Annotated in this window: 2 protein-coding genes; one reads left to right on the top strand and one right to left on the bottom strand. The window is 52.2% G+C overall.

Going from position 1 to position 3166, the window contains the following annotated elements; translation table 11 throughout:
* Positions 1–136: 136 nt before the first annotated feature.
* On the top strand, positions 137–1090 hold the full coding sequence (locus L977_RS02345; RefSeq protein ID WP_045282278.1) for a nickel/cobalt transporter: 954 nt from the start codon (positions 137–139) through the stop codon (positions 1088–1090).
* A gap of 34 nt (positions 1091–1124) precedes the next feature.
* On the opposite strand, the gene proP is transcribed toward L977_RS02345, so the two are convergent.
* Positions 1125–2627 carry a glycine betaine/L-proline transporter ProP gene (proP, locus tag L977_RS02350; protein ID WP_014882193.1) on the bottom strand — a complete coding sequence of 501 codons (1503 nt, stop codon included), beginning with the start codon at positions 2625–2627 and terminating at the stop codon, positions 1125–1127.
* Positions 2628–3166 lie beyond the last annotated feature (539 nt).

Here is a 3166-nt window from a genome sequence, read left to right on the forward strand (position 1 = left end):
AGCAAAACCCCGCCTTATACCCTTTTACACACAGACTTATCCACAACATCATCAGGATCCCGATGCGATCCTGCGAACTGAAAAGGAAGATCAACTATACTAGCGGCAAATATTCTTCCTGGCAGAGCACTCCCTCATGAACACACAACGCCTCACCCGCGACTGGCGTCTCCCTACCGCAGGGGTGATACTGCTGGCTATTCTGTTTGCCAGTTTTACCCTGCATACGCACTGGAGCGCCTTTATCCAGTGGTGTCTTGCCACTCAAATTACCCTGCACCGTTATCTGGTGATGTATCTGCTGCAGCTGAATAACCACCAGTACAGCGGCGGACTATGGCTCTTAACAGGCGCCTTCCTTTATGGCGTGCTGCACGCCATCGGGCCGGGGCACGGGAAATTCATTGTGACGACCTATCTGACCACTAATAAGGAAAGCGAGCGGGCTGCCCGGATCGTTCCTTTCCTTGGCAGCCTGATGCAGGGCGTGAGCGCCATTCTGTTTGTCTTTATTCTGGCGGTGGGGTTTAACCTCGCCTCAGGGGATATCAGTACCAGCCGCTGGTATGTAGAGAAGATAAGCGCAGTGCTGATTGGTGTATTCGGCGCGTTCGTCATTTATCAGGCATTAAAGAGCCTGCGTCCGCGCAGAATGACGATCTCAGCCATCAGTCCCCTCCATCAGCACAATGAACACTGTGGCTGCGGCCATCACGGCGTGGGTGCGGACCTGACGCAGGGAGACTGGAAAACTCGCCTGGGGGTGATTCTGGCGATTGGCGCACGCCCGTGCAGTGGGGCAATCATGATTCTGATGTTTTCAAATGCGCTGGGCATTGTCACCTGGGGGATGGCTGCCGTCATGACAATGTCCCTGGGAACGGCACTCTCGATTATGGGGCTCTCGCTGGCGGTACGTTATGCCCGTGAACGCACGGTGGCCTGCTTCGGGGGAAATAGCACGTTAAGATGGCTGGTGCCAGCCGTCAAAATAGCCGGCGGGATAGTTCTGATCCTGTTCGCGACCGTTCTCTTCCTGACGGTCATCCCCATCAGCGCCAATGGCGACTACATCGCTGCCGGATGCTAATAAAAGAAAACCCGCCGTTGGCGGGTTTTCTTTATTACTCGTTGATGCGTGGATGCTGATCCACCAGTCGGGAGCGTTTTTTCTGCAGTTCTTCAATCTCTGCGTCAATGTCTTCAATCTTCTGCTCTACATTATCGTAGTGCTCACGCAGGATCTCTTTCGCTTCCTGAATATCCGATGCCGCAGGCGTCGCCCCTTTCAGTGGACGGTTCGCCGTCTCCTTCATCGTAATACCGGTAATCAAGCCAATCACCGCGATCACCATCAGGTAATAAGCAGGCATCATCAGATTCTGCGTGCTTTCCACCAGCGAGGCGGCAAGCGTCGGGGTCAGACCGGCAATCAGTACCGAGATGTTAAAGGCTGCCGCCAGCGCACTGTAACGAATATGCGTCGGGAACATCGCAGGCAACGTTGAGGCCATCACCCCGATGAAGCAGTTCAGGATCACCGCCAGCATCAGCAGACCCGCAAAAATCAGCCCCAGCACGTTACTGTTGATCAGAATAAAGGCCGGGATTGCCAGGGCAAACAGCGCCACGCTTCCCAGAATAATGAATGGTCGACGGCCAAAGCGGTCACTCAGCAGACCCATAATCGGCTGCACGAACAGCATACCCACCATGATGGCGATAATAATCAGCACACCGTGATCTTCCGAGTAATGCAGGTTATGCGACAGATAACTCGGCATGTAGGTCAGCAGCATGTAGTAGGTCACGTTGGTCGAAATCACCAGACCAATACAGGTCAGCAGGCTGCGCCAGTGCTTAGTGGCAATCTCTTTGAACGACACCTTCGGACCATCCTGCAGCCCTTCGCGGTCACCCTGCTCCAGTTTCTCAACGTGCTGCTGGAACGCTGGTGTCTCTTCCAGCGCATGACGCAGATACAGACCGATGATCCCCAGCGGCAGCGCGAGGAAGAACGGGATACGCCAGCCCCAGTCGAGGAAGTTCTCTTCACCGACGACGGTTGAAATCAGCACCACGACACCCGCACCCATCACGAACCCGGCAATCGAGCCGAAGTCCAGCCAGCTCCCCATAAAACCGCGCTTACGGTCCGGGGAATACTCCGCGACGAAGATCGAGGCTCCGGTATATTCCCCACCGACGGAGAAACCCTGCGCCATCTTACAGAGCAGCAGCAGAATCGGTGCCCAGATGCCGATCGTGGCATAGGACGGAATCAGGCCGATACAGAAGGTACTGATCGACATGATGACAATGGTGATAGCAAGGATCTTCTGGCGACCGTATTTATCACCAAGCATACCGAAGAACAGACCACCCAGCGGGCGAATAAGGAAAGGAACAGAGAACGTCCCCAGTGCGGCAATCATCTGCAGGCTGGGGTCAGCCCCTGGGAAAAACACTTTACCTAACGCGTAGGCCACAAAGCCATAGACACCAAAATCGAACCATTCCATCGCATTACCGAGCGAGGCTGCGGTGATGGCCTTACGCAATTTTGCGTCGTCAATAATAGTGACGTCGCGAAGCGTGATGGGTTTAATCTTTTTCCTTCTCAGCATAGCTATCCTCGTTGACTCGGCCCTGTCTGTTTCACAATCCAGTGTGGGTGCTGTGAACCTTGGGATCCGCTCCATGCGAATCGCCTTATTCAAGCGTAGCAGGTTTACTTACATTGACGTTTATCGTCGATACAACCGAACCTGTTGACGCCTGCCAGGGCAGTTAATGACCTTTTTACCCTACCAGCGTTTATATTTGTGATCAACTTCACACATATATTTATGCTGCGTAAAGTGAAGACAGTCTTTGTCAATTTCCGCAAATAAGCACTTTCTCAACCCGTCCCAAAGAAACATTTTCATGTTGTCCCCTTTTCTTTTTATCACGACATAAAAAGCCGCTTTTTTACAAGAGATTTACATAAACCCCATCCAGCCAGAACGCGGCGTAAAGTTTACAATCAATATGTGACACAGATAACTAAAACACTGTTTTATTTTCATTGAATCATTATTCCAGTGATCGCATGATAATTCCCGAAACATAGCGATGAGTGTTTTCTGACAAGAGATAACCAGAGCGCTTACTGAATTTTGTT

Source organism: Enterobacter sp. ZOR0014 (assembly GCF_000798855.1).
In the GTDB taxonomy this organism is placed as follows: Bacteria; Pseudomonadota; Gammaproteobacteria; order Enterobacterales; family Enterobacteriaceae; genus Enterobacter; species Enterobacter kobei.